Raw genomic sequence first — 24,451 nt, forward strand, 5'->3', positions numbered from 1 at the left:
ATTTTCGTTTTCATGTAGGACTCTATGCTTTTTGCGTGTATTTATTATAAAGCGGAAAGCATAGATATAGATACATGGCATGAATAATTTTTATCGACTTAAATACCTTATGAACAAAACCTTGTTAACCGGTCTTTTGTGCTGTACCCTGACAACACAAAGTTTTGCAGGCCAACCATTAGAGGGCTTCACGTATGCTTCGGTGAGTGCTCCGGCAGGAAATGAGTGGGAATCTCCCGAAAATCTGGCATTGAATAAGGAACAGCCGCATGCTTATTTCTTTTCATTCCAGAATTTGGAAAGTGCACGTAAAGTATTGCCTGAGAACAGTAAGTTCTGGCAATCACTGGATGGTGACTGGAAGTTCCATTGGGCACCCGATCCCGATGCCCGCCCGAAAGATTTTTATCAGACAGATTTTGATGTTACTTCGTGGGATGTAATCCCCGTGCCGTCCAGTTGGAATATTTATGGTATTCAGAAAGACGGAAGCCGGAAGTATGGAACGCCTATTTATGTCAATCAACCGGTTATTTTCCAGCATAGTGTGAAGGTGGACGACTGGCGTGGGGGAGTGATGCGCACGCCGCCTGCTAATTGGACTACCTATAAAGACCGCAATGAAGTGGGTTCGTTCCGCCGCGATTTTGATATACCGCAGGATTGGGACGGACGGGAAATCTTTATCAGTTTCGATGGGGTGGATTCTTTCTTCTATCTGTGGATTAACGGCAAGTATGTGGGCTTTTCCAAGAACTCACGCAATACTGCTAATTTTAATATCACCCCGTATCTGCAAAAAGGTAAGAACACGGTGGCTGCCGAAGTATATCGCAGCTCGGACGGTTCGTTCCTGGAAGCGCAGGATATGTTCCGTTTGCCGGGCATCTTCCGTACGGTAGCTTTGTATTCGGTGCCTAAAGTTCACTTCCGCGACTTGGTGGCTACTCCCGATTTGGATGCGGCTTATACGGACGGTTCTCTGACTATCAATGCCGATATTCGTAATTTGGATAAGAAAGCGGCCAAGAATTATAAAGTGTATTATTCTTTGTATGCCAACAAGCTCTACTCTGACGAGAATACGTTGGTGGATGGTGTCTTGTCTCCTGTGATAGAGAAGATTGAGCCGAATGAAACGGGGCGGATTCAGACGGTCTTTAACGTAAAAGCTCCGAATAAATGGTCGGCAGAGTTTCCGTATCGCTATACGTTGGTAGCCGAGCTGAAGGACAAGAAGAACAAGACGATTGAGACGGTTTCTACGATTGTGGGATTCCGCAAGGTGGAAATCAAGGATACGCCTGCATCGGCGGATGAATTCGGGCTTGCGGGACGTTATTATTATATCAATGGAAAAACGGTCAAGCTGAAAGGGGTGAACCGCCATGAATCCAATCCGGCGGTGGGACATGCCATCACCCGTGAGATGATGGAAAAAGAGATAATGCTGATGAAACGTGCGAATATCAACCATGTGCGTAATTCGCATTATCCCGATGATCCTTATTGGTATTTCCTGTGTAATAAATACGGCATTTATCTGGAAGATGAGGCGAATATCGAATCACATGAATATTATTATGGCGCTGCTTCCCTTTCTCATCCGGTGGAATGGAAGAATGCGCATGTAGCCCGTGTGATGGAGATGGTACACGCTAATGTGAATAATCCGTCTATCGTTATTTGGTCGTTGGGCAACGAAGCAGGGCCGGGTAAGAACTTTGTGGCTGCTTATGATGCGTTGAAGAAGTTTGATTTGTCCCGTCCTGTGCAGTATGAACGTAATAATGATATTGTGGATATGGGCTCTAACCAGTATCCGTCTATCGGCTGGGTACGCGGTGCGGTGAAGGGAAAATATGATATTAAGTATCCTTTCCATATTTCGGAATATGCTCATTCGATGGGTAATGCCTGTGGTAACCTGGTGGATTACTGGGATGCGATGGAGTCTACCAATTTCTTCTGTGGTGGCGCTATCTGGGATTGGGTAGACCAGTCTATGTATAATTATGACCCGAAGACGGGTACTCGCTACTTGGCTTATGGCGGTGACTTTGGGGATACTCCTAATGACGGGCAGTTTGTAATGAACGGCATTGTATTTGGTGATTTGGAGCCGAAACCGCAATATTATGAAGTGAAGAAAGTATATCAGAATATAGATGTAAAAGCGGTTAACCTTGAAAAAGGCATATTCGAAGTCTTCAATAAGTATTATTTCAAAAACTTGGCGGATGATTATCAATTGGTGTGGTCATTGTACGAGGATGGAAAATCGGTACAAACCAGTCAACCGATGGATATTAATGTAGCACCCCGTCAACGTATGCAGGTTACGCTGCCTTATAACCAAACTCTTAAAAAGGATGCCGAATACTTTGTAAAAGTGCAGTTTGTCCTGAAAGACAAGATGCCTTGGGCTGCTAAGGATTTTGTGATGGCGGAAGAACAGATTCAAGTCAAAGCGGCTACTGACCGTCCGTCAATCAGCGAAGTGGTTGCTGGTTCAGAAGAACTGAAAAGCCTTATTGACCCTAAAACAAGGAATGTTCAGATAACAGGAACAGGCTTCGAAGTGAATTTTGATTCACAGACCGGAAGCATCTATAACCTGACTTATGGCGGTGAGAAAGTAATAACAGACGGGAATGGCCCGAAACTGGATGCTCTCCGTGCTTTCACGAATAATGATAACTGGTTCTATCAGCCTTGGTTTGAACATGGCTTGCACAACTTGATTCATACAGTGAAGGAAGTAACGGTAGTCGGAAAAGATAATACCGTTATGGTGAGCTATACGGTAGAATCTCAAGCTCCGAACGGTGCACGCATCAAAGGCGGCACAAGCTCCGGTAAAAACAGCATTGAGGAACTGACAGACCGGAAGTTTGATAATAACGACTTTAAGTTTACTACCAATCAGATATGGACTGTTTATCAGGATGGTTCTATCGAGTTACAGGCAAGCATTACTTCCAATCGTTCGAGTCTCGTTCTCCCTCGTTTGGGTTATATGGTGAAAATGCCGCAGCAATATGCAGACTTTACGTATTATGGCCGTGGCCCGATAGATAATTATGCAGACCGCAAGACAGGGCAGTTCATTGAACAATATACCAATACCGTGGCCGGAGAGTTTGTGAACTTCCCGAAACCACAGGATATGGGTAACCATGAGGATGTCCGTTGGTGTGCATTGACCAATCAAGCCGGTAAGGGTGCTATCTTTATTGCTACCGACCGTCTGTCGGCTTCTGCTCTTCAGTATTCTGCTCTCGACCTGATTTTGGCTTCACATCCTTATCAGTTACCGAAAGCAGGTGATACTTATCTGCATTTGGATTGTGCGGTTACCGGATTGGGTGGAAACAGTTGCGGTCAGGGCGGCCCGCTCGTACATGACCGTGTATTGGCAGACCAGCATAATATGGGCTTCATTATCCGTCCTGCGAATAAGGCGGATTTGACTGCTATTGCCAATGTCGCTCCTGCCGGTGAAATACCTCTTTCCATTATACGTGACCGTGCCGGTCGGGTAGAATTGAAGTCTGCGAAGAAGGATGCCGTGATTCTTTATTCACTGAATGGAGACAAAAAGGCGAACAGGTACACAACTCCTATTCCGATGCGTGACGGGGGTACTATAAAGGCATGGTATGAACATGACCCGAGAGTAAACGCTACGATGACATTCGAAAAGATAGAAAGTATCCGTACGGAAGTGGTATATGCCAGTAGTCAGGAATCGGGCGATGGTGATGCTTCCAACCTGACGGACAATGACCCGAATACCATTTGGCATACCATGTATTCTGTTACGGTAGCCAAGTATCCGCATTGGGTGGATTTGGATGCGGGAGAGGTAAAGGAAATCAAAGGATTCACCTACCTGCCACGTCAGAATGGAAATAACGGTAATATTAAAGACTACTCCATTCAAGTCAGTATGGACGGAAAAGAATGGGGAACGCCCGTTAAGAAAGGAGCCTTTGCCAACAACTCAAAAGAAAAGAGAGTATTGTTCGACAAACCTGTCAAAGCACGTTATATCCGCTTTACTGCGTTGAGTTCGCAGAACGGGCAGGATTTTGCGTCGGGAGCAGAACTTACGATTCTGGCAAACTAAAAGGCTTTCTCCAAAAACATATTTCTTCTTATAAATAACAAACACCCGCGCTATATCTCTGTAGCGTGGGTGTTTTGTTAAAAGGGAATTTTGACATTCCCTCAAGTTTTATAATTCTTTCCCTAGTTTCTCGAAATCAGCTTTCGACTTACTTTGTGTCACGATATATACCCCAAGAAATACAAGCGCAATGGCAAGTCCTTTCTGCCAGCCAAAACTACCGATTCCCATGATAATGGCAGCAATAGTAGCCACAATCGGTTGCATGTAATTATACATGCTGACAACCGTAGGACGAAGCAGTTTTTGTGCCGTCATGATGCAGAGATAAGCGAGGAAACTTCCCCCTAACACTACATAAAGCACTTGAATGATAGCGACAGTAGAAATTGAGGCCCACTGGATAGTGGAAATATCGTAATAAGAGAACGGTATATAACACATTGAAGCATAAACGAACATCCACTTGTTGATGGTCACTGCCGAATATTGCTGAGTCATCCCCTTGAATACGGTTAAATAAATAGAAAAGCTGATTTGTGCAATCAGGCAAAGCAAGTCACCAATCAGGCTTCCGTTGCCATTACTTCCTGCCTGACTGCTCAGGATAAGAATAAGTGCTCCCATAGCACCTACAAAAATTCCCAGTACTTTCTTATTGGTAATCGGCTCTTTCAGATAGATAGCAGCTACAATCATAGTCACAATTGGTAAAGTCGTTGTAACAATCGAAGCGTCGATAGGCGAAGTCATAGACAGCCCGAAAATAAATACTCCCTGATTGAACACCAAAGCAAATAGGGAAGCGAAGAAGATTTTCAGCATATCCCGGTGATTCACATGCTCCTGTTTGCAAAATATAGAAAGTATCCAAAAAGCTGCTGCTGCTCCCACCATACGAAATGTGGTCACGGAAAGGGCAGAAAACTCTTGGAGAGCTGATTTCCCTATAGGAGCCATCAATCCCCACATAATGTTAGCTGTAAGTGCAAATAGATGACCGTGCAGATTCTTGCTATTGTTCATGTTGATAAGATTTAGTTTGCGATATATTTTCTTAATAGAATAACATCTGAAAAGAGAAAACGGTTGCAAAGGTAGTTTTTTATTCTTGTATTTTCTGAATTTGATGAGTTTGCTAGCCACTTTGTCATATGATTTATTTATATTTGCCTTGATTAATACTGAATATTATGGAACAACAGGCTAATTATATCCGTCGTATCGAAATCCACGGACTATGGGAACGCTTTAATATAGGATGGGATTTACGTCCCGATGTGAATATTCTTTCCGGCATCAACGGAGTGGGGAAGACCACCATTCTGAACCGTTCCGTCGGCTATCTCGAAGAACTTTCCGGTGAAATGAAAAGTGACGAAAAGAACGGAGTACGTCTTTTCTTTGACAATCCCGAAGCAACCTATATCCCCTACGACGTCATCCGGAGCTACGACCGTCCCCTGATAATGGGAGACTTCACCGCCCGCATGGCCGATAAGAACGTAAAGTCCGAACTGGACTGGCAACTCTATCTCCTGCAACGCCGCTACCTCGACTACCAGGTCAACATCGGCAACAAAATGATAGAAATGCTTTCCAGTAACGATGAAGAAGAACGCCGCAGGGCTGCCACCCTGTCCATAGCCAAACGCCGTTTTCAGGATATGATTGACGAACTTTTCAGCTACACCCGCAAGAAGATAGATCGCAAACGTAACGATATTGCCTTCTATCAGGACGGCGAACTGCTGTTTCCCTACAAACTTTCTTCCGGCGAAAAGCAAATGCTCGTCATCCTGCTCACCGTACTCGTGCAGGACAACAGCCATTGCGTACTCTTTATGGACGAACCGGAAGCCTCTCTTCACATAGAATGGCAACAGAAGTTGATTGCCATGATACGTGAACTGAATCCGAACGTACAGATCATCCTGACCACCCATTCACCTGCCGTCATCATGGAAGGCTGGCTGGATGCCGTGACGGAAGTAAGTGATATTTCAACGGAAGCGAACGGATTTAAAGTATCCCCCGCTCATTAACCATTAACCATTAACCATTAATCATTAGTCACTAGTCACTAAACCGTTAATCACTATCTACATGGCAACTTCACTACGAGATAACCTGACTTCTTCATACTTCAACGCAGCCCACAAGCTCTACTCGAAGAAAGCCCGTCGTCGCATCATAGCATACGTAGAAAGCTATGACGACATCGCTTTCTGGCGTACCCTGCTCGAAGAGTTTGAAGATGACGAGCACTATTTCCAGGTGATGCTTCCCTCGGCCAACTCCCTTGCAAAAGGGAAAAAGATGGTTCTCATGAACACACTGAACACAGCCGAACTGGGAAGAAGCCTGATAGCCTGCGTAGACAGCGACTATGATTTCCTGTTGCAGGGCGCAACCAATACATCCCGCAAAATCAACCGGAACAGATACATATTCCAAACCTACACGTATGCCATTGAAAACTATCATTGCTTTGCCGAAAGCCTGCATGAAGTATGTGTGCAAGCCACATTGAACGACCGCTTCATCTTCGATTTCAATGCCTACCTGAAACGGTATTCCGAAATTGTATATCCTCTTTTCCTGTGGAACGTGTGGTTCTACCGCCAACGGGATACCTATACTTTCCCGATGTACGACTTCCACACTTATACTGCCTTGCGGGAGATAAGCATCAAGCATCCTGAAAAGAGCCTGGAAGATTTGCAGCGGCGCGTCAACCAAAAACTGTCGGAACTGAAAAAGCGTTTTTCCCGTAGCATCAACCAAGTGAATGCGCTGGGTAATGAATTGAGAGAATTGGGGTTGATGCCGGAAACCACCTATTTATATATGCAGGGACACCATGTGATGGATAGCGTGGTCATGAAACTTCTGACTCCCGTATGTACGGTGCTGCGCCGGGAACGTGAACAGGAAATCAAACGATTGGCCGAACATAATGAACAATTCAAGAATGAACTGACTTGCTATCAGAACAGTCAGGTGAATGTGGAAATCATGCTGAAGAAGAACGTAGCTTACAAACGGCTGTTCCACTATGACTGGCTGAGACAAGATATACATGAATATTTAGAAAAAGGGAAATAAAAACTAAAAAGAAAAAGAGAGAAAACAGCTTATGGAAGAAGTAAAAGAAGTGATAAATACAGTGCCTGTTGCACTGGTGGATGGAGAGACGCAAGATATCGGTAATGCAATGATGCAAGGCGTGAACGATACCTTGTTGTCAATGGGAGTGGATGAAGTGTGGGCGGATAAGATTGATAACTTTATCATATTACTGATTATCATTGGTGTAGCTCTGTTGGCTAACCTGATTTGCCGTAAGATTATCCTGCGCACGGTATCCAGGCTGGTGAAACAAACGAAAGCCACTTGGGACGACATTGTATTTAATGACAAAGTAATGGCGAACGTCAGCCGGATGGTTGCACCGATATTAATCTATATTGCTATCCCTATCGCATTCCCCGACCATGTGGATTCCGCCCTGCTTGACTTCCTTCGCCGGCTCTGCCTGATTTACATACTTGCCGTATTCCTTCGTTTCGTGAGTGCCTTGTTTACTGCCGTCTATCTGGTGTACAGCGCCCGCGAGCAATATAGGGACAAACCTTTGAAAGGACTTCTGCAAACAGCGCAAGGTATTCTCTTCTTTGTAGGAGCTATCATTATCATCAGTATCCTGATAAAGCAGAATCCAGCGGTGTTGCTGACCGGACTCGGCGCTTCCGCCGCCGTCCTGATGTTGGTTTTCAAAGACAGTATCATGGGCTTTGTTTCCGGCATACAGCTTTCCGCCAATAATATGTTGAAAGTAGGAGACTGGATTACGATGCCGAAATATGGTGCCGACGGAACAGTGATAGAAGTTACATTGAATACGGTCAAAGTACGCAACTTCGACAATACCATCACCACCCTTCCCCCTTACCTGCTGGTCAGCGACTCTTTCCAAAACTGGCAGGGGATGCAGGAATCCGGTGGCCGTCGTGTGAAGCGTTCCATCAATATAGACATGACCAGCGTACGCTTCTGCACACCGGAAATGCTGGCGAAGTACCGGAAGATACAAATCCTGAAAGACTACGTGGACGAAACGGAGAAAGTGGTGGAAAACTATAATAAAGAACATGATATTGATAACTCGGTGTTAGTAAACGGTCGCCGGCAGACCAATCTGGGAGTTTTCCGCGCCTATCTCACCAATTATCTGAAGAACCTGCCCACCGTCAATCAGGACATGACTTGCATGGTGCGTCAGCTCCAGCCTACCGAAACCGGTATTCCGTTGGAACTTTATTTCTTCTCCGCCAATAAAGTCTGGGTTGCCTACGAAGGCATACAGGCAGATGTCTTCGACCATGTACTTGCCATCATCCCCGAGTTTGACTTGCAGGTGTTCCAAAATCCTTCGGGAGCGGATTTGCGCCGGATAGGCGTAAAGATAGAGAACTGACAAGCACGATAAGAACAAGCGATATTCCGATAAAATCATAATAAACTACTTATATCATGAACACACCGTTACCTAACCAAATTATCCGCGAGATTACTCCTTTGTCCGACAAAGACTGTTTTTACATTGCGGAACGCTATAAGACTGAATTTACTTATCCCATCCACAACCATTCCGAGTTTGAACTGAACTTCACGGAGAAAGCGGCGGGAGTAAGGCGGGTGGTAGGAGATTCATCCGAAATAATAGGCGACTACGATTTGGTCTTGATAACGGGCAAGGATCTGGAACACGTTTGGGAACAGAACGAGTGCCACTCCAAAGAGATACGGGAGATTACGATTCAGTTCTCTTCCGACCTCTTCTTCAAGAGTTTCATCAATAAGAACCAGTTCGACTCCATCCGCCGGATGCTGGACAGGGCGCAGAAAGGACTGGCTTTCCCGATGTCCGCCATACTCAAAATATATCCGTTGCTGGATACGTTGGCTTCCGAGAAGCAGGGGTTCTATGCAGTCATCAAGTTTATGACGATTCTCTATGAGCTTTCTCTTTTCGAAGAAGAAGCCCGTACCCTGTCCAGTTCGTCTTTCGCCAAGATAGACGTCCATTCGGATAGCCGTCGGGTGCAGAAAGTGCAGGAATATATCAATCTGCATTATCAGGAAGAGATTCGCCTGGGGCAGTTGGCAGCTATGGTCGGAATGACGGATGTGTCGTTCAGCCGATTCTTCAAGTTGCGCACAGGCAAGAACCTTTCCGATTATATCATTGATATCCGTCTGGGGTTCGCTTCCCGCTTGTTGGTGGATTCCACCATGTCGATAGCCGAAATCTGTTACGAGTGCGGATTCAACAACCTTTCCAATTTCAACCGTATATTCAAAAAGAAGAAATCTTGCTCTCCCAAAGAGTTCCGCGAGAACTACCGGAAGAAGAAAAAGCTTATCTAGTGCATTCCTGCGAAACGTTTATAGGGTTAAGAACCAACGCAATAGAGTTTCCTATAGTTTCCTTGTAAGGAAACGCCCGTTTCCCGTAGAGGATACTGTCGTTTCCTTACTGGGATACATTCGTTTCCCGTAATGGATACCGGCGTTTCCCTATAAGGAAACGGAGCTGCCATTAGCGCATTAAAAAACAGGCTTGAGTGTATTAAGAAAAAGGCTCTTATCTTAACGTCAGTTCGATATAAACTTAAGTAATCCTGTAACAAGAATGCAATCGTTCTTTCAACTGTTTGTATTTCCTTCGTCTTCACATTGTAATCCCTGCCCTCTACCTTTGCCGACGTAATCAAAACGTATAGCAAAGTTAGATGAAAAAACAATTTCTAATCCGAATTTCAGTTGCAGCCTTCTTCTGCCTGTTGTGTGTACTTCCCGCGTTGGCTGCCAATATCAAGATTAAAGGAGCTGTGAAAGACAAGCTGTCCAAGGAACCTTTGATAGGAGCTACCATACGGCTGATAGGAACTCAAACCGGTGCAGTGACCGATATGGACGGTAATTTTGAATTGAACGACCGCGGACTTCTGGAAGGAATATATGATGTTGAAATCAAATATATAGGATATAAAGAAGTACGCCGCAAAGTCCGTGTGGAAAACGGGAAACTGGTGATGCTGAACCTCGAACTGGAAACCGACGCGCAAGAACTTGCCGACGTGGTGGTCGTAGCGAAGAAGAACCGCGAGAACGAAAATATGCTCTTGCTCGAACAGCAGAAAGCAGTCATTGCCGTACAGTCCGTCAGCGTGAAGGAACTTTCCCGCAAAGGAGTCTCGGACGCGGAAGGTGCTGTGACCAAAGTTTCCGGTGTATCCAAACAGGACGGCGTGAAGAACGTCTTTGTCCGTGGACTGGGCGACCGCTACAACGCAACTACCTTCAACGGCTTCTCCCTTCCTTCCGAAGACCCCGAATACAAGAATATCTCCCTCGACTTTTTCGGCACGGATATTATCCAGTCCGTAGGCGTGAATAAGGCATTCAGCGCAGGCGGCAGCAGTGATGTTGGTGGAGCGGCCATCGACATCGTATCCAAAGAACTGACAGGCGGCGGAAACTTCGGCTTCTCCCTTTCCGGCGGACTGAATACGCAGACCGTATCATCCGACTTCCTCAAAATGGACGGGGTCAACTTCATGGGCTTTGCCAACCGTACCGAACCTGCCGACGAAACCTCATGGGGCTTCAAGAACAAGCTGAACCCTTCCGGACAGCATCTTCAAATCAACAGAAGTTACAGCATTTCCGGTGGAAAACGCTTCTATGTGGGCAAGGACAAGAACCCGCTCTCTTTCTTCCTGACTGCCGGACATACGACGGACTATCAGTACACTGACGAAACCATACGCAACACGACCACCGGCGGTACTGTCTACAAAGATATGAATGGAAAGAAATCGACGGAGAATATCAGCCAACTGGCACTTGCCAATGTGGACTACGATATGCAGAACCGCCACCATGTCAGCTATAACTTTATGATGATACACGCCAACACCCAGTCGGTAGGCGACTACAACGGCAAGAACTCCATCTTTAGCGACGACTATGAGAACCTGGGATTTACCCGCCGCCAACAAACGAATGACAATCTGCTGATTGTCAATCAGCTAATGACCAATTGGGGACTGACTAAATCAATCAGCCTGGATGCCGGCGCTTCCTATAATATAGTGAAAGGCTACGAACCTGACCGCCGCATCAACAACCTGACAAAAGCTGAAAATGGATATACCTTGCTTAGAGGCAACTCCCAACAACGATATTTCTCTGCTTTGGATGAAAACGACCTGAATGTAAGGGCCGGACTTGTCTATCGGCTGAAAGATAATGTAGAAGAAATCTCGAGCATCCGTCTTGGCTATACAGGCCGGTTTGTAGATGATAACTTCAAAGCAACGGAATACAACCTCACCGTAGGACGCGTTTCCACCATCCCTTCTTTGGACGATTTCTCGCTCGACGATTACTACAATCAGGAGAATCTTTCTTCCGGCTGGTTCGAGATACAGAAGAACCTGGATGAATATACGGTAACGAAGAATATCCATTCGACCTATGCGGAAGCCACCTACCAGTTCAGTCCCCGTTGGATTGTAAACCTGGGAGTGAAATATGACAAGGTAGACATGGAAGTAGACTATAATGTAAACCGTGGCGGTTCTAAAGGTAGCAACAAGATTCAGAAAGACTACTTCCTGCCCAGCTTGAATCTCAAATACAATCTGAACGACAAACACTCCCTGCGTTTGGGAGCAAGCAAGACTTATACACTGCCGCAAGCAAAGGAAATCTCCCCCTACCGCTATGTCGGCGTGAACTTCAACAGTCAGGGTAACCCCCATCTGAAACCTTCGGATAACTACAACCTCGACCTGAAATGGGACTTCAACCCCAGTCCGACCGAATTGATTTCGCTGACCGCTTTCTATAAACTTATCAAGAACCCGATTTCACGTATTGAAGTGGCAAGCGCCGGCGGATACCTCTCTTACGAGAATATAGCGGACGAAGCGACCGTGGCCGGAGTGGAAGTGGAAATACGCAAAAACCTGTTTGTCCGCCCGCTGGGCAGCGCCGCGAACGGAATGAACAAACTCTCCTTCGGACTGAACGGCTCATATATCTATACGAACGCGAAAATGCCTTTGGCTACGGTAACTACCGGTTCGCAACTGGAAGGAGCCGCCCCCTGGATTGCCAACTTCGACCTCTCCCATACATTCACGAAAGGAGAACGCAGCTTCATCAATACATGTGTGCTCAACTACGTGAGCGATAAAATCTATACGATAGGTACGCAAGGCTATCAGGACATCATGGAACGGGGTATCGTAACCCTCGACTTTGTATCCCAAGCCAAACTGAACAAATATCTGTCGCTCAACCTGAAAGCCCGCAACCTGCTGAATCCTTCGTATAAGTTGAGCCGGAAGGCGAATGAAAGCGGAGAGAAAATAACGCTGGGCGACTACAAAAAAGGAATAAATATAAGCCTGGGAGTGTCGTGCACATTCTGAACCGGGCTAAGAAATAAGATTATTAACTAATAATGAAAGCAAAATGAAAAGATTGTTTGTGAACTTTATGACATGTGCCGCAATGGCAACTGCGATTACACTGACTGCATGTAGCAGTGATGGTGACGGCAACGGTAGTGACGATGGAAATGGTGGAAACGGTGGCGGAACGGGTAGTTCTATTGTAGTAGGTGAGAACATCCTGTCGGGAACACTGACCGGAGAGCAGACGCTCGAATCTAAGGAATATATCCTGAACGGGACTGTAATCATTGAAAACGGCGGTCGCCTGAATATCCCTGCCGGAACTACGATTAAAGCCCGTGAAGGTTTCAGCAGTTATCTCCTGGTAGCGCAAGGCGGTAAGCTTTATGCCGACGGAACGGCTGAAAAACCTATCATCTTTACCGCCAACACCACAAGTCCCAAATCCGGCTACTGGGGTGGAATCATCATCAACGGTAAAGCTCCTATCTCCGGTTCGAGCGCGGACAAGAGCGATACAGGTCTGACTGAGATAGACAACAACTATAAGTATGGCGGCAATGTGGATAATGACAATTCCGGTTCATTGACTTACGTACAAATCTGCTATGCCGGTGCCCGTTCCACCGCTGATATCGAACACAACGGATTGACGCTGAATGGCGTAGGTAACGGCACGAAGATTGAAAATATCTACGTGCTCGAAAGTGCCGACGATGCCATCGAATTCTTTGGCGGAACAGTCAATGTAACCAACCTGCTGGCTGTAAATCCGGACGATGATATGTTCGACTTCACGCAAGGATATTCAGGTACATTGAAGAATTGCTATGGTGTTTGGGAAAGCGGTTATAACAGTACGGAAGCAGACCCTCGCGGTATCGAAGCCGACGGTAACCTGGACGGTCTTTATCCCGACCACCTGCGCCAGTCCAACTTTGTAGTTGAGAATATGACGATTGTGAACAATGCTGCCAATACCACGGACAATGTAGACCGTATGCAGGACGTGATTAAGATTCGTCGCGGCGCGAAAGCGACTATCAAGAACGCATTGGTGAAAGGTACAGGCGGCACAATCGACCTGATTGATATGAGCGACAGCAGGGGCGTAGGTAACGCGGCTTCCAGTATCAGCATCACCAACTCATTGCAGTTCAAGACTAAGTTGAACGGGGTGCTGAACACATTCGAAGAAGCGGCAGGAAACACCGGCGCGGATGCTTCCTTGTTCTCCTGGACAGGATACGACTTATCAGCTTTCTGATATCGGGCATAGATTAGAAGTTTGTTATTTTACTCAATTAGCAGGAGGGAATTTGCGGCAAGCAGATTCCCTCACGTTCTGTTTTTATTCTTTTATGTTCTTTTTTATAGGTAATATTTAGGTCTTTATGGTATCGCTGATTTCCTTTTTAGTATATTTGTCGATCTATATATATTGTACACTGATTAAAATATGCAAACAGACTACGAACGATATCGTAAAATGTCTTCCCTGGCTCAGATAGGATGGTGGGAAGTAGACATAACAGCGGGATATTACCTATGTTCGGATTATCTTTGTGACCTCTTGGGGTTGGAGGGCGATACCATTTCTTCTTTGGATTTTCTCAATTTGATACGTGAGGATTACCGGGAGCAGATTGTGCAGGAGTTTTGGGCAAATTCTTCCATTCATAAGGACTTTTATGAGCAGACCTTTCCTGTCATTACTGCCAAATATGGTGAAGTCTGGCTTCACACCCGCCTGGCTTTTCGTGAGAAAGGTACGGGAAATGATGGCGGGGACAAGTCTTTCGGAATCATTCAGCGGGTGGAAGCTCCCAAAGATGTGGAGCAAAGGAACGCACTGATACGTGTAAACAATCTGCTCCGCCGTCAGAATTATATTTCCCAGTCCTTGCTCCGTTTTCTGCGGGATGAGGAAGTGGAGTCCTGTATAACGGAAATCCTGAAGGATATATTAAATCTGTATGACAACAGAGGACGGGTTTATATTTTTGAGTACGATGAAACTTGTACTCATCATAGTTGTACCTATGAAGCTACTTCCGAAGGAGTATCGGAAGAGAAAGAGAGTTTGCAGAATATTCCCACTGCTGAGTCGAAGTGGTGGAGCCGGCAGATATTATCCGGCAAGCCTATCATATTGGATTCATTGAAGCAGTTGCCCGAAGGGGCTGTGGACGAATATGATATTCTTTCAGTACAAGGAATCAAGTCGTTGATGGTGACTCCTTTAATGGCAGGCGACCACGTTTGGGGCTATATGGGAGTGGACTTGGTCGAATCTTACCATGAATGGAGCAATGAAGATTACCAATGGTTCTCTTCGCTGGGCAACATCATCAGCATTTGTATCGAACTGCGGAAAGCGAAGGATAAGGTAATCAGTGAACAGGCCTTTATGAATAATCTCTTCAGTTATATGCCGATGGGGTATATACGTCTGTCGATTATCCGTGATGAGAACGGGAAGTCTTGTGATTACCGGTTGACGGATGCCAATAATGCCAGTGGCAGATTCTTCGGCCGTCCTCCAGAACAATATGTCGGTCGCCTGGCTTCTGAACTGCATACTGATTACAAGCAGAAACTGGAACTTTTAATGGATGTTCTGGATAGCCGTTCATACTTGGAAAAAGATGAATATTTCCCCTTGACGGGACTTTATACTCACTGGATTCTTTATTCGCCGGAAAAGGATGAAGTGGTCGGACTCTTCCTCGATTCTACTGAAACGGTAAAGGCGAATACGGCTTTGGACCGCAGTGAAAAACTCTTTAAGAACATTTTCGCCAACATACCGGCAGGAGTCGAAATATACGATAAGGACGGTTACCTACTCGATTTGAATAATAAAGACCTGGAGATATTCGGCGTGGTTGATAAGTCGGACGTGATTGGAGTCAATTTCTTTGAGAATCCGAATGTTCCGCAGGAGATACGTGACCGGGTGCGTAATGAGGACTTGGTCGACTTCCGTCTCAATTATTGCTTCGAACATGTGGGCAGGTATTATCATACGAGCCGTGCCAATATTATTGACCTGTATTCAAAGGTTACCAAACTATATGATAAGGGCGGCAACTTCAACGGATATATTCTGATTAGCATAGATAATACGGAACGGCTCGACGCTATCAACCGTATCCGTGATTTTGAGAACTTCTTCCTGATGATTTCCGATTACGCGAAAGTGGGCTATGCCAAATTGAATCTTCTTGACCGGAAAGGATATGCCATCAAGCAATGGTATAAGAACTTGGGAGAGGAAGAAGATATTCCTTTGAGCGAAGTTGTGGGAGTGTATGGTAAAATGCATCCCGATGACCGTCAGCGTATACTGGACTTTTATGACGAAGTCAGACAGGGAAAGAGACGGCATTTCCAGGGAGAAATGCGTATTCACCGTCCCGGCACGAAGAATGAGTGGAACTGGGTAAGCAGCAATGTGGTGGTTACCGCTTATGAACCGGAGAATAACGAAATAGAGATTATCGGCATCAATTATGATATTACGGAACTGAAGGAGACGGAAGCCGAACTGATTCAGGCGCGTGACAAAGCGGAAATGATGGATCGCCTGAAAAGTGCTTTCCTTGCCAACATGAGCCATGAGATTCGTACTCCGCTGAATGCGATTGTCGGCTTTTCCGACCTGTTGGTGGAAAACGAGGATATAGAGGAACGAAGGGAATATATTAAAATCGTACGGGAGAATAATGATTTGCTGCTCCAGTTGATTTCGGATATACTCGACTTGTCGAAGATTGAAGCGGGTACGTTCGAGTTTACGAATGGAGATGTGGACGTGAATCTGTTGTGTGAGGATATTGTCTGTTCCATGCAGATGAAGATGGTGAAGGAGACTGTGCAGTTGGTACTCGACCCGCATCTTCCGGTTTGCCGTATTATCAGTGACCGTAACCGTATCCATCAGGTTATTTCCAACTTCGTCAACAATGCCATCAAGTTCACTTCCGAAGGAAGCATCCGCGTGGGTTACAAGCTGAAAGGGGAAGAACTGGAATTCTATGTTCAGGACACGGGTATAGGAATAGAGAAGGAGCAATTGCCGCATATCTTCGAACGTTTTGTGAAACTCAATTCTTTTGTGCATGGTACGGGATTGGGACTTTCCATCTGTCAAAGTATCGTGGAACAACTGGGTGGAAAAATAGGTGTTGACTCTGAAGTGGGAAAAGGCTCGCGGTTCTGGTTTACAATTCCCGGTGTGATTGTGACGGAAGAAGCGCTTGCGTAAGACACGAGGATATATAAAAATAAAAATGGTCTTGATCATCGCCGGTATGAACCGGCATTGAATCAAGACCATTTTTTATTGGGATATGTCTGTCTTTCGGATGTATCCGCTTAGATTCCGAACGATAGTTTGTCGATAGACTGATATACGATACTTGCGATACCCAGTCCGATAATCCCCAGCGTACAAAGTGCGAGTCCCCATTTCGTGCAACGGTCGCTGCGGAAAGCAGGGATCGGATTGTCGGAAGGAGTGATATACATCGCTTTTACAATCAGCAGATAGTAGTACAGAGAAATCACCGTGTTTACCAATGCAATGAATACCAACAGATGGAAGCCTGCATCGAAAGCAGCCATAAAGATAAAGAACTTGGAGAAGAATCCGGCAAACGGCGGGATACCTGCCAGTGAGAACAAAGACAGGGTCATAAGGAATGCTATTTTCGGATTCGTCTTGTAAAGTCCTGCATAATCTTCGAGCGTGAACTTCTGGCTGCGCAGGGCTACGATAGTAATCACGGCGAATACTCCGAGGTTGGCAGCGGCATATACAAGTACGTAATATACCAGTGCCGTCATTCCCTGTGCCGTACCACCAATCACGCCAAGCATAATATATCCGGCCTGTGAGATACTGGAGAATGCCATCAGACGTTTCAGGTTCTGCTGGCGGATGGCGAATATATTGGCAATGGTAATAGATGCGATAGTCACCCAGTAAAGCACTTCCTGCCAGTCGTTTATCATCGGTGCGAATACTTTAATAAGGATAGCCAGCAGAACGAAAGCTGCTGAACCTTTGGATACGACGCTCAGATAAGCGGTGACTGTACTCGGAGCGCCCTCGTAAACGTCTGCCGTCCACAGGTGGAACGGAACGAGCGACAGTTTGAATGCCATGCCCGTGAAGAAGAAGACGAATGCCATAATTTGCAACGGATTTCCGTCGATATGGGCGGGAAGGTCGTCAAAGTACAATGTTCCGGCAGAACCGTAAATCATGGACAGACCGAATAGTAACAGTGCGCTGGAGAAGAGGGCGGTAAGGATATACTTGGCTCCCGCTTCGGCAGAGTTGTGGCGGTATTTGTCGAAGGCAATCAGAGCGGCCATCGGGATAGATGCCGTTTCCAGTCCGATGAAGAACATCAGGAAGTGTCCGGCGGAAATCATGAGATACATGCCGAACAGGGTGGAGAGTGTCAGTACATAGAACTCACCTTGTTTGAAGGAAGTATCTTCACGTTTCATCCATTCGTGTGCCATCAGGAAGACAATCAGTGTACCTATATTCAGGATTGATTTGACAACCGTATGCATGGGTACGTAGTGATACATACCACCGAATACGTCGGCAGCAGTTCCCGGAACGAAGTTGATAGCCGTATGAATTGCCATCAGAATGACAGGTAACATGGTGTTCAGCCGTGCCTTCCCATCATTTTTGTGTGCGTCCGGGCTCATGAAGAGGTCAGCCAGAAACAGTAGTATCAGGACAACTACGAGCGACAGCTCTTCTCGCATATGTAGAAATTGTGAATAATCCATATTGTAATTTACTATTTAACGATTTACAATTTACTAATTAGGGTATCAGTTGTGAGACAACCGGTAATACGCTTTCACCAATCATGTGGCTGACCCAGAAAGGAGCCATACCCAGTCCGGCTACACAAACAATGAGGCAGATGACTGCTACGCGCTCGTCCCAGGTTGCATCCGTTAGTTCGAGGTGGTGCTTGTTGGTGCAGGTTCCGTACAGAATCTTACCTACCAGACGCAGGATGTAGACTGCTGTTATCACAATGGAAGAGCAGGCGATGATAGTCAGTGTGCGGTGGAATACGTCGTTGTTCTGGAAAGAACCCACGAAGATGGTCATTTCGGCAATAAAACCGCTTAGACCCGGCAAACCGAGGTTGGCAAGACCGGCAATCACGTAACATACGCTGAGGAACGGCATAATCTTCATCAGGCCGGCAAGCTCGCGAACGTCACGGGTGTGGGTACGTCCGTAAATCATACCAATCAGGGCAAAGAACAAGGCTGTCATCAATCCGTGCGAAAGCATCTGAAGGATAGCTCCCGTCGCTGCTGTCTGATTGAGCATCAGGATAGCGAAAAGAACCAGTCCGCAGTGGGATACGGAAGAATAGGCATTGATATATTTCAAGTCGGTCTGTACGCAAGCGGAGAAAGCTCCGTAGACAACAGAGATACCTGTCAGTATCAGGAATATCCAGGAAAGTTCATTAGCTGCTTCCGGCATCAGGTACATGGCGATGCGGAAACATCCGTAACCACCCAGTTTCATCAATACTCCGGCATGAAGCATGGACACGGCTGTCGGAGCGGAAGCATGACCGTCGGGACTCCACGTATGGAACGGGAAAAGAGCGCCCAGCACGCCAAAGCCGAGGAAAGTCAGCGGAAACCAAATGCATTGCTGTGCAAAAGGTATATTGTGCAGTTGCGCGATTTCAAGCAAGTTCATGGTGGTAGCTCCCGAACCGAAGTAGATTCCGAGAATACCGATCAGCAGGAAGGCGGAACCGCCCATCAGCATCAGCGTCAGTTTCATGGCGGCGTATTCCTTGCGTCCCGAACCCCATACACCGATTAACAGGTACATAGGTATCAGCGCTATTTCGTAGAACATAAACATGGTGAACAAGTCTACGGAGATAAAGAACCCGAATACTCCCATCGACAGCAGGGTGAACCAAAGGAAATATTCTTTAGTCAGCGGTTGCAGGCGCCAGGAAGCAAATGTTCCGGTGAATACGATGATGGCGGACAGTAACAGCATGGCTACCGAGATTCCGTCGACGCCTACCGAGTATGAGATATGAAGAGGTGCATACCAAAGGGTATCTGCACGGAATAGCATTTCTGCTGTGTTACCGGCACTACGCTCTCCCAAATACATGAATGTAAGTACGACAGAGGCAATCAGAAGTGCCGATGCGCCAGTAACCATAACCCCCCGGATGGCTTTGATTCCTTGTGCTGCCCAAAGTCCGGCAAGCATCAATAAGGGGATAAGTACGAATATTGATAAGAAATTCATATCGTTCTGTGCTTTATAAGATTAATAGTAGGATAAGTGCCAGTGCACCGCAAAGGAACACATACGCATACTGCTGTACCTGGCCACTCTGCAAACCACGGATTTCGTCGCTTGTAGTATTGGTTGCCCATGCCAGGAAGTCAAAGAATCCATCCACTACATGACGATCCCACCATGCGATAGGAGCGGAGATGCAGCGGAAGATAATCTTGTGCGTAATGAACTGGTATATATCATCAATATAGAAACGATTATAAGCAGCCTTGTGCAATCCCTTGAACTGTTTAGCCAGTGAATCGGCAACAGGCTGTTTGGCATTCTTGTACATCCAGGTCGCGATTGCAATAGAAATAATAGCAATAACAACGCTTGTGATAGCTACCGACGGGTCAAGATGAATGGAATAAGATTCGCCGTTCGAACTGATAAAGTGTCCGAAAGGAATAAATCCTGCTCCACAAGTAACGGCTGCCAGGAACATCAAAGGGAATGTCATAGCCAACGGACTTTCATGGGGCGTGTGGTGGGCATGCAACTCTTTGTTTTCTTTCCCCCAGAAGATACCGTAGTATAGGCGAAACATATAGAAAGCAGTCATAGCAGCAATTACCGTCATTACCCAACCCATTACAGGACTGTATTGGAAGCAGGCTGCCAAAATCTCATCTTTTGAGAAGAAACCGGAGAAGGGGGGAATACCCGCAATGGCAAGGCAGGCAATCAGGAATGTCCAGTGAGTGATAGGCATATATTTGCGTAATCCGCCCATAGCCGACATTTCATTGGAGTGTACCGCATGGATAATGCTACCTGCACCCAGGAAGAGCAATGCTTTGAACATGGCGTGTGTGAAAAGGTGGAACATGGATGCCATATATCCCAATCCGCCTTCGTGCGGATTCATCGAAGTACAAACGCCCAAAGCTACCATCATAAAACCAATCTGCGAGATAGTAGAGAAAGCGAGCACACGCTTGATGTCCGATTGTACGCAAGCTACACTTGCCGCGTAGAAAGCAGTAAATGCACCTACCCACGCTACCATATGCAATGTATTCGGAGCATAAGCGATGAAAAGCGGGAACATACGTGCCACTAAATAAACTCCGGCAACTACCATCGTAGCCGCATGAATCAATGCGCTGACCGGAGTCGGGCCTTCCATAGCGTCGGGCAACCAAATGTGCAACGGGAACATCGCACTCTTACCGGCACCACCCACGAACATCAGTCCGAGAGCTAACGGAAGCATCGCAGCTCCACCGCTTACCAACGATACCGTATCGGGAGTGAAACCGAACGTTCCGCCATAATATCCGTAAATCAGGATACCGATAAGGAAGCCTAAGTCAGCAAAACGAGTGACAATAAATGCTTTCTTGGAAGCGGAAATTGCGGCAGGTTTTGTGTAGTAGAATCCGATTAATAAATAAGAACTTACACCCACCAACTCCCAAAAGAGATACATTTGGAAGATATTTGTAGCTACCACCAATCCCAGCATAGACATGGTAAACAGGGAAAGGAAAGCATAATAACGTTGAAAACCAGTCTCGCCTTTCATGTAGCCGAAAGAGTAGATATGCACCATCAGCGACACGGTGGAGATGACAATCAACATCATCACAGATATAGGATCGAGCAGGATACCCAGGTCGAAGTGTAATGTCTCTGTAAAAGGAAGCCACGTGAAGTTATAAGGTATCAATGTGGCAAATGTTCCGTCTTCCAGTCTCGGGGCGGAGAAATATTGGAAAGCAGTCACGTAAGACAGTACCGCTACCGTTCCCAGTACCAAAGTACCGATGATACCCGCTGTCCGATGCGACATCCATTTTCCCCCGATTCCCAGTATAAGGAAGGAGAAGAAAGGAAGAAGGAGTATTAGAATTGTTAGTTCCATACAGTTTTATTTAATTACTTGTTTTATTATTACTTATACTATCATATCTTACGAATCCATCCGAATGGAAACCTGGCTAAAGCGCCTCGCTTTTACCATTTCAGGTCATCGAGGTTGCGGACTTGGATGCTTCGGAGGTTACGGTAGATATTGATCATGATGGCGATAGCTATGGCAGTTTCCGCAGCCGAGATGGCGATGGAAAACAGGGCAAAGAAATAGCCTTCCAATCCTGCGGGGAAGAGAAAACGGTTGAACACGGCGAAGTTGATGTCCGTGGCGTTCAGCATTAACTCTACGGAAATCAGGATAGCCAGTGTGTTACGACGGGTAAAGAATCCATAGATTCCTGCAAACATCATGATGGTAGAGACTACCAGGTAATATTCCATGTGTATCATATTCAATTCAATGTTTGATAGTTAATACTTTCGTTCTTATCTCTTTCGGGCAATCATGATACCACCGATGATACAAGCCAGTAATAAGATACTGACTGCTTCGAAAGGTAATACATAGCCGTATTTGTCACTACTTAGCAAGGCATGTCCGATGGTGTGGATGTTTATCTCCAGTGGGGCAAGATTCGTGGTTTGCAGGAAATTATGCTTCAATGTGATAAACAGGATAATTGCCAGACCGGCAACCATCGTAAATAGTCCTGCCAGAAACCTGCTTCGTTTTAGTTTTTCGGCTCGGTCGCCCTCTCCACTGGTCAGCAGGATGGAGAATACATACAGAACGACGATACCACCGGCGTAAACCATAATCTGGACAGAACCCAAAAAGGTATAACCCAGCAAGAAGTAGATGCCGGCCGTGCCGAAAAGCACGAAGAGCAGGTAGGTAGCCGAGCGGACAATACGTTGGGTAGTCACCGTCATGATGGACATGGCAATAATAAATGCTGCCAAAAAGTAGAATACTACTGTTTCAAGTGTTGATCCCATATCTAAACTTCTTTTTTCTTTTCTATTACTTTACTACCGTCATGATTCAGTTTCAGGACTAGCTTCGTCCGGTCGAATACGGCATGTTCGAAGTTCTGGTCGAACGTAATCGCATCGTGCGGACAAGCATTCACACAAAGCTGACAGAACATACAAGCGCCCAGGTCATATTCATAGGTCGCCAGTATTTTCTTTTTCTTGCCGTCTTCTGTTTCGATAGTTTCGCTCGTCACAGTGATTGTGTCGTTCGGACAAGCCATCTGACACAATCCGCAGGCTACGCAGCGGTGTTCATTATTCTCATTATGGGGCATATTCAGCGTCCCGCGGAATCGGTCGAACATCTTCAGTTCTTTCCGGTTCTCGGGATATTGCTCGGTCACTTTCTTGCGGAAGTAAACCTTAATGCTGGTTTTCATACCCGTTGCCAGTGTGCTGATGCCATGCACCAGACCACCTAAGTACGTATATTTTTTATCTTTATATTCCATAATCTAATCTGCTAGAAGTGAAAGCCGAAGGCTACGCAACATGCCATTAATAATAGATTTACCATAGAAATAGGAACCAGGTATTTCCATTCCAAGTTCAGAATCTGGTCGATACGCAGACGTGGGAACGTCCATTTAATCCACATCAGCAGGAATACCACAAAGAATGCTTTACCGAAGAACCAGATGAAGCCGGGGATATAATCCATTACGGCATTGAATCCATCCAGTCCGACGATGTGTAGCGGCATCCATCCCCCCAGGAAGATAGTAGCGGCAACACTCGCTACGATAAACAGATTCAGATATTCCGCCAGATAGAAGAAACCGAAACCCATACCTGAATATTCGGTATGGTATCCGGCAGTCAGTTCACTTTCCGCTTCGGGAAGGTCGAACGGGCCACGGTTACATTCAGCGTTTCCGGCAATCAGGTAGATGATAAAGGCAATCACGGCAGGGATATGTCCCTTGAAGATAAACCAGCCATTGGCTTGTCCTTCCACGATTTCAGAGAACTGCATGGTTCCCATCAGTACCACCATCGTCATGATGCTCATACCGACAGAAAGCTCGTAACTGATAATCTGCGCACCGCTTCGCATGGCGCCAATCAGGGAAAACTTATTGTTACTACCCCAACCGGCAAGCAAAATACCAACCACTCCGATACTGGAAGCTGCCAGCAGGAAGAATACACCCACATTGAAATTCAGAATCTCCGCTCCCTTATTAAAAGGAATACAGGCGAAAGTGAGGAACGAGGCGATAATTACCATGAACGGAGCCAGGTTGTAGAGGAAACGGTCAGCGCCCTTCGGCATGAAGATTTCCTTGGTCATCATTTTGAGCACGTCGCATACCACTTGGATAGAACCCCATTTGCCAACACGGTTCGGGCCGAGACGGCACTGGAAGAAACCGCAAACCTTACGTTCCATGTAAATTAAGATGATGGCGAGAATGGCATACAATGCAACGATACACACGCCGACAGCCACACATTCTATAAAGATGGCCAATCCTTCCGGCATAACGGAGAGGAGCAGCTCATGTATCCAGTTTGTTACTATACTAAAGTCGAACATATTTAATTAGTGTTTAGTGTTTAGTGATTAGTGATTAACATGCTTGTGTC

Annotated in this window: 15 protein-coding genes and 1 pseudogene; 8 read left to right on the plus strand and 8 right to left on the minus strand. The window is 46.1% G+C overall.

Features of this window, described 5'->3' with window-relative positions; genetic code table 11:
* Positions 1-178: 178 nt before the first annotated feature.
* Positions 179-4,132: pseudogene (locus tag BQ7997_RS18805) on the plus strand (glycoside hydrolase family 2 TIM barrel-domain containing protein); the annotation flags it as partial.
* 108 nt (positions 4,133-4,240) lie between these two features.
* On the opposite strand, the gene BQ7997_RS18810 reads toward BQ7997_RS18805, so the two are convergent.
* Positions 4,241-5,158, minus strand: coding sequence for a DMT family transporter (locus BQ7997_RS18810; RefSeq protein ID WP_044653343.1), 918 nt, complete (start codon positions 5,156-5,158; stop codon positions 4,241-4,243).
* 167 nt (positions 5,159-5,325) lie between these two features.
* Here BQ7997_RS18810 and BQ7997_RS18815 point away from each other — a divergent pair, with 167 nt between their 5' ends.
* The 7 genes from BQ7997_RS18815 (at position 5,326) to BQ7997_RS18850 (ending at position 16,897) form a co-directional block, all read left to right on the plus strand.
* Positions 5,326-6,177 carry an AAA family ATPase gene (locus BQ7997_RS18815; RefSeq protein ID WP_073347642.1) on the plus strand — a complete coding sequence of 284 codons (852 nt, stop codon included), beginning with the start codon at positions 5,326-5,328 and terminating at the stop codon, positions 6,175-6,177.
* A 61-nt stretch (positions 6,178-6,238) separates the two neighbouring features.
* Positions 6,239-7,240, plus strand: coding sequence for a DUF4435 domain-containing protein (locus BQ7997_RS18820; RefSeq protein ID WP_022139837.1), 1,002 nt, complete (start codon positions 6,239-6,241; stop codon positions 7,238-7,240).
* A gap of 31 nt (positions 7,241-7,271) precedes the next feature.
* A complete protein-coding gene (locus tag BQ7997_RS18825) occupies positions 7,272-8,612 on the plus strand; it encodes a mechanosensitive ion channel family protein (protein WP_082073356.1) in 1,341 nt (446 codons plus the stop codon).
* Positions 8,613-8,668: 56 nt separating this feature from the next.
* A complete protein-coding gene (locus BQ7997_RS18830) occupies positions 8,669-9,565 on the plus strand; it encodes an AraC family transcriptional regulator (RefSeq protein ID WP_044653341.1) in 897 nt (298 codons plus the stop codon).
* A 365-nt stretch (positions 9,566-9,930) separates the two neighbouring features.
* Positions 9,931-12,642 (plus strand): TonB-dependent receptor, encoded by a 2,712-nt coding sequence (locus BQ7997_RS18840; RefSeq protein WP_073347644.1) that lies wholly within the window; start codon positions 9,931-9,933, stop codon positions 12,640-12,642.
* Positions 12,643-12,685: 43 nt separating this feature from the next.
* Positions 12,686-13,894, plus strand: coding sequence for a hypothetical protein (locus tag BQ7997_RS18845; RefSeq protein ID WP_073347645.1), 1,209 nt, complete (start codon positions 12,686-12,688; stop codon positions 13,892-13,894).
* A gap of 192 nt (positions 13,895-14,086) precedes the next feature.
* Complete coding sequence (locus BQ7997_RS18850) at positions 14,087-16,897, plus strand: sensor histidine kinase (protein ID WP_073347646.1); 2,811 nt, start codon at positions 14,087-14,089, stop codon at positions 16,895-16,897.
* Between the two features lie 110 nt (positions 16,898-17,007).
* Here the strand turns inward: BQ7997_RS18850 and BQ7997_RS18855 are convergent, their stop codons facing one another.
* From BQ7997_RS18855 to nuoH, 7 genes are all read right to left on the minus strand, one after another.
* The gene (locus BQ7997_RS18855) at positions 17,008-18,447 is read right to left on the minus strand and encodes an NADH-quinone oxidoreductase subunit N (RefSeq protein WP_022139831.1); all 1,440 of its coding nucleotides are present in this window, start codon (positions 18,445-18,447) and stop codon (positions 17,008-17,010) included.
* A gap of 37 nt (positions 18,448-18,484) precedes the next feature.
* On the minus strand, positions 18,485-19,969 hold the full coding sequence (locus BQ7997_RS18860; protein WP_022139830.1) for a complex I subunit 4 family protein: 1,485 nt from the start codon (positions 19,967-19,969) through the stop codon (positions 18,485-18,487).
* Between the two features lie 13 nt (positions 19,970-19,982).
* Positions 19,983-21,872: an NADH-quinone oxidoreductase subunit L gene (gene nuoL / locus BQ7997_RS18865; protein WP_073347647.1), complete on the minus strand. Its 1,890-nt coding sequence runs from the start codon at positions 21,870-21,872 to the stop codon at positions 19,983-19,985.
* A gap of 92 nt (positions 21,873-21,964) precedes the next feature.
* Entirely contained in the window at positions 21,965-22,273 is a 309-nt protein-coding gene (nuoK, locus tag BQ7997_RS18870) for an NADH-quinone oxidoreductase subunit NuoK (protein WP_022139828.1), read from the minus strand.
* Positions 22,274-22,309: 36 nt separating this feature from the next.
* Complete coding sequence (locus BQ7997_RS18875; RefSeq protein ID WP_022139827.1) at positions 22,310-22,822, minus strand: NADH-quinone oxidoreductase subunit J family protein; 513 nt, start codon at positions 22,820-22,822, stop codon at positions 22,310-22,312.
* Between the two features lie 2 nt (positions 22,823-22,824).
* Positions 22,825-23,313, minus strand: coding sequence for a 4Fe-4S binding protein (locus BQ7997_RS18880; RefSeq protein WP_022139826.1), 489 nt, complete (start codon positions 23,311-23,313; stop codon positions 22,825-22,827).
* A gap of 11 nt (positions 23,314-23,324) precedes the next feature.
* Entirely contained in the window at positions 23,325-24,401 is a 1,077-nt protein-coding gene (nuoH, locus tag BQ7997_RS18885; RefSeq protein WP_044653268.1) for an NADH-quinone oxidoreductase subunit NuoH, read from the minus strand.
* Positions 24,402-24,451: the final 50 nt, after the last annotated feature.

Origin of the sequence: Bacteroides congonensis, assembly GCF_900130125.1 — a bacterium.
GTDB lineage: Bacteria > Bacteroidota > Bacteroidia > Bacteroidales > Bacteroidaceae > Bacteroides > Bacteroides congonensis.

Coding starts and splice junctions, on each gene's coding strand:
- BQ7997_RS18830 (WP_044653341.1), top strand. CDS start 8,669: ATGAACACACCGTTACCTAACCAAATTATCCGCGAGATTACTCCTTTG.
- BQ7997_RS18845 (WP_073347645.1), top strand. CDS start 12,686: ATGAAAAGATTGTTTGTGAACTTTATGACATGTGCCGCAATGGCAACT.
- BQ7997_RS18825 (WP_082073356.1), top strand. CDS start 7,272: ATGGAAGAAGTAAAAGAAGTGATAAATACAGTGCCTGTTGCACTGGTG.
- BQ7997_RS18850 (WP_073347646.1), top strand. CDS start 14,087: ATGCAAACAGACTACGAACGATATCGTAAAATGTCTTCCCTGGCTCAG.
- BQ7997_RS18815 (WP_073347642.1), top strand. CDS start 5,326: ATGGAACAACAGGCTAATTATATCCGTCGTATCGAAATCCACGGACTA.
- BQ7997_RS18840 (WP_073347644.1), top strand. CDS start 9,931: ATGAAAAAACAATTTCTAATCCGAATTTCAGTTGCAGCCTTCTTCTGC.
- BQ7997_RS18875 (WP_022139827.1), bottom strand. CDS start 22,822: ATGGGATCAACACTTGAAACAGTAGTATTCTACTTTTTGGCAGCATTT.
- BQ7997_RS18820 (WP_022139837.1), top strand. CDS start 6,239: ATGGCAACTTCACTACGAGATAACCTGACTTCTTCATACTTCAACGCA.
- BQ7997_RS18810 (WP_044653343.1), bottom strand. CDS start 5,158: ATGAACAATAGCAAGAATCTGCACGGTCATCTATTTGCACTTACAGCT.
- BQ7997_RS18860 (WP_022139830.1), bottom strand. CDS start 19,969: ATGAATTTCTTATCAATATTCGTACTTATCCCCTTATTGATGCTTGCC.
- BQ7997_RS18880 (WP_022139826.1), bottom strand. CDS start 23,313: ATGGAATATAAAGATAAAAAATATACGTACTTAGGTGGTCTGGTGCAT.
- nuoL (WP_073347647.1), bottom strand. CDS start 21,872: ATGGAACTAACAATTCTAATACTCCTTCTTCCTTTCTTCTCCTTCCTT.
- BQ7997_RS18855 (WP_022139831.1), bottom strand. CDS start 18,447: ATGGATTATTCACAATTTCTACATATGCGAGAAGAGCTGTCGCTCGTA.
- nuoK (WP_022139828.1), bottom strand. CDS start 22,273: ATGATACACATGGAATATTACCTGGTAGTCTCTACCATCATGATGTTT.
- nuoH (WP_044653268.1), bottom strand. CDS start 24,401: ATGTTCGACTTTAGTATAGTAACAAACTGGATACATGAGCTGCTCCTC.